Origin of the sequence: Leifsonia sp. 2TAF2, assembly GCF_052115085.1 — a bacterium.
Lineage (GTDB): Bacteria > Actinomycetota > Actinomycetes > Actinomycetales > Microbacteriaceae > Leifsonia.
Map to the genome: position 1 here is coordinate 1 of NZ_JBFRFY010000006.1, position 3,265 is coordinate 3,265.

A 3,265-nucleotide genomic window follows, 5' to 3' on the forward strand; every position below is an offset into this window, starting at 1 on the left:
GTGACCGTGGCCGTCGCGACAGTGATCGCGATCGGTGTCGGGTTCAGCCTGAAGCCGACCGGAGCACGGGTCTCCACCAACTGGTACGTGCCCGGACCAAGGTTCGTCAGGCGGAACAGCCCGCCCAACGGGTCGATATCCGCACCCGTACACGACGCCGCGGACACGGCCACACAATCCGTCACCGCAACCGATGCCCCGGTCGGCTTGCCCGCCCCATCCACGGGCGTGAAACTCCACTCCGCACCCGTGAGGACGTTCCTCGCAGCCGTGGCGTCCACCTTGTGCCACAGCACATCGGACACCACGATCTGCACGTTGGCCGTGCAGTTGGGGTGAACGGAACCGGGCTGGCAGGTCCCGTTGCCGGGATTGTTGGTCACAAGCGTGTTCACCATGGCGTGGTCGCCGGTGTCGGGGCTTTTCACGGTTACCGAGTAGGTGATCGTCGCAAGGTTTCCTGGACCAGGCGACCCGGGCAATGCGCCCGACCATGACAAGGTCGGCGCCGAATATGACACGGTCCCGATGTCTGCGGTTGCGTCCCCGTTGTACGTGGCGTCCTTGAGCACATCGCTCAGGTCATCGCTGAAGGTGGCATTGTTGTAGGCCTGGGATCCCACGCCGTTGATGTAGATCGTGTAGGTGACCTTGTCCCCGGGTCGCGCAGATTGCACGGACGCAGCCTTTCGTGCCCCGATCGTGCACTGGCTCGATGCTGGCGAAAGGTCAGGCGACACCGTGAATCGGGTCACACCCGTGGTGTTTCCGCCCGGCGCATCGGTCCCCGCGGCCGAGGTGGTCACCGCGTTCGCGGTGTTCGAAAGTGTCAGCGGGACCGCCGCGTCACATGCAACAGGTGACGCCGTGGTCTCGAAGCACATCTCCGGCGGCAACCCCGACCAGGTGATCTTGATCTGCCCGTTGACTACACCGGTCGGGTCATTGACTCCGTTCACGACCACCGTCGCTGTGATCGAGGTCACCGTTTTGGGGATCGACCCCAGCGAGAACGTCCCGCCGGCTGGAAGAGTCAGTCCATTGAACCCGGTGATGACGTTGTTGTTCTGGTCCCTCAAGGTCACCGTCGAGTTCGTGTACGTTCCCGCGACCAGCCCGGGAATGGACAACGTTCCCCACCCGGTGAACCCGGCCGCACCCGAACCGCAGTACGACGTCAGCGGCGCCACAGTCATCGAGGTCGGCCCCGAGACGCCGAGGCACCCGCCGCCGGTGATGGCGTTGAAGAAGGTGATGGTCCGGCCGTCACCGGCGGCCACCAGACAGTTCGGCGCAACCGCCGACGCCGATCGCACCGTGTAGTTGGTCCCGTTGACCGGGGGTGTGAACCCGGCGCACGTAGGAGCCGTGCCGGTCCCGGTGTATTTGGAGAAATCCAGACACTGCACCGTGTTTCCGCCGGAGATGTAGACCTTCGAGCCTGCCTGATAGGCGTCACCGGCTCCATACCCGCCGCCGCTGAACCAGATGTTCGACGGGTACGCGGTGTTCACCACAGCGCCGGCGGTGTTGTAGCACGCGGAGGTGTACTCGTTGCCGTTGGGGATCGTGCACACGCCCGTGACCGCGCCGGTGGTGCTGAGTAGCGGCGCCATGCCAATCGGACCGTATGGCGCAGCGGTCACCGACGTTGTCACCGGCCAGGCCCCAGCACATAGCGATCCGCCGGCCTGATAGCAGTACATCTGCCACTTAGAGGTGGGCGTCTGCTGGAAACTGGCGAAGACATAAGTGCCGAAGGTCGCCGCTGCGAGGGTGGGGGTTCCGGTGGTGCCGGTCGCCAAGGTGAGGCTCCCGCACGCGCCGCCGGCGGAGTTGATGCACTTCAGTGCAGCGGCGCCGTTGTCCACCGTGAGCGCATAGAACGAACCGTTGGACGCCGCAATAGCCGTGCCGCCGATCTGTGCACCCGAGTTGAGGCCGTTGGCTCCCGCTCCCAGGACGGTGTACCCGCAGCTCGTCAGCGTGCTCACATCCAAACAGCCCAGCCCCGTGGTCAGGGGGGCGGACTGCGAACCCTGGAACCAGAACAGTTTGGTCCCGGACAGCCACGTACCGTTCTCCCACGCAGTGGCCATGGTCCCGGTCCCCTGGCCCAACGCCGTACCGGCCACAGCCGAAACGAACGTGTTGCTCGCCGGCCACCCCGGGCACACCGCGCCGGTCGCGATCACCCCGCAGTAGACCGGCGGCGTCGCACTGTTGTTGTTCTGGTGATGGAAGACTGCATATACGCGCAGACCATCCGCAGAAACGACTGCGTTGTAGGCATCACCACCGGTGTTCGACAAGGTCTGCGACACCGGGCTGGGCACCTTCACTGACAGCTGCTGGGTGCCCTGCGGGACCACAGTGCCCGTGAAGCCGACCCCGTTCGCATTCGACGGGGGCGTCCCCGTCGCCCAACTCGTTCCTCCGTTGGTGGAGTACTGCGGCGAGAACGTCCCCGCCGCGTTCTGGTTCGGCGGCAACTGCAACGACCCCGCAACGTACGTGCCGGCCGTGGTGAGCACATCCTTCACGTTCACGGAGGCGTCAGCGCCCGTGTTGTTCTGGTAGTTCGTCACCCACTTCAGCTTGTCGCCCGGCTTCGCCGTGCCGGTCTTCGCCCCGCCCGGCGCATCCGCGGATGCTGCGACCGAGCCGGTTACCGTGTTCGTCGCCGTCTGATAGGTGGTCGACACGGCCGTCGTGGAGGCGTTCGAGAAGTACTGGGGCAGGATCAACGTGCCCACGAGAGCGCCGAGCGCTACGAAACCGGCCAAGGCGGCGACGAGACGCCAGCGGCGAGCTCGCAGTATGCGGTACGAAACCATCATCGGAGGCGACCCTCCCGACTCGAGGGGTCGACAAACAGCGTCGCGATCGTCTGATTCATTCGGGTCCTCAGCGGCAATTCGTCGGTGGAGCTCGCACCCGGGCTAGGGAGGTGCGGCTCCCGAAAAGTGATTCCTTGGGCCGATTGGCCCTCACTGATGAAGACGCGTGTTCGTGCCTTTCCTTACGCAGTTCGCCGGAAAATTCTTCGCCGTTCGGCGTGTCGAGCCGGTTGGCGGACGGCGACTGCTACGGACGGCTTCCGGCGTCTCGGCGGTGGCGAAGCAGCTGCCAGCCGGCCAGAGCGAGCACCGAGGCCAGCAACCCGCCACCGGCGAAGGTCAGGGCATCCGTGCCCAACCCGCCCGTGAGTGGGATCACCGGAACCGGCAGCTGCTTATTCACCACATCGGGCAGGTTCAGCGTG

The 3,265-nt window shown here is 65.3% G+C and carries 1 protein-coding gene; it reads right to left on the minus strand.

Features of this window, described 5'->3' with window-relative positions; genetic code table 11:
* Window positions 1-2,837, minus strand: a 2,837-nt coding sequence (locus AB4Z18_RS19380) for a prealbumin-like fold domain-containing protein (protein WP_441784407.1), incomplete at its 3' end; no start/stop codon positions are given.
* Window positions 2,838-3,265 lie beyond the last annotated feature (428 nt).